Below are 574 nucleotides of genomic sequence, written 5' to 3' on the forward strand. Positions count from 1 at the left end.
GCCGGTTCGGCCTGGCGCGAGGCGAACCAGTGGATGCCGTAATCCTCGGCCACGCCCACCAGCGAGGCACCGAACACCAGCGTCAACACATGCACCTTGCCGAACACCAGCACCGTCACCGCCAGCGCGACGCCACAGCCGATCAGCAGCGAGGCGGCCACCAGCAGGATCGGGCGCAGCGAACGGAACGCCAGCCATACCAGCAGCAGTACCGCGGCCAGCGACCCCCAGCCGATCGTATTGATCTCCCAGTTGGCCTGCACGGCCGCGGCTTCCGCATGCAGCGGGACGCCGGCACGCAGCACTTCCAGACCCGGCGCCTGCTTCATGGCGGCCTCGGCGGCGGTGTCCAGCAGCAGGTCGATATGGCGCTCGCCATCGAGCTGGAACGCCGAGCCGACCGTGTCGTACTGCACGATCGACCAATGCTTTCCATCGGCTTCCAGCAGGCCGTCATCGCCCATCTGCAGGCCCGAACCCAGCGCGCGCTCCTGCCACCACTGCGGCCACAGCGAGAGCGGATCCTGGCGCCACTCGGTCAGGCGCGGCGCGCCCATCGGGCCGTACAGCGCCG

Annotated in this window: 1 protein-coding gene; it reads right to left on the reverse strand. The window is 69.5% G+C overall.

Going from position 1 to position 574, the window contains the following annotated elements; translation table 11 throughout:
* Positions 1–574: MMPL family transporter (locus AAE045_RS23960; RefSeq protein ID WP_455549798.1), on the reverse strand; the 574-nt coding region annotated here is incomplete at both ends.

The organism is Dryocola clanedunensis (assembly GCF_038405435.1).
GTDB classification, from domain to species: domain Bacteria; phylum Pseudomonadota; class Gammaproteobacteria; order Enterobacterales; family Enterobacteriaceae; genus Dryocola; species Dryocola clanedunensis_A.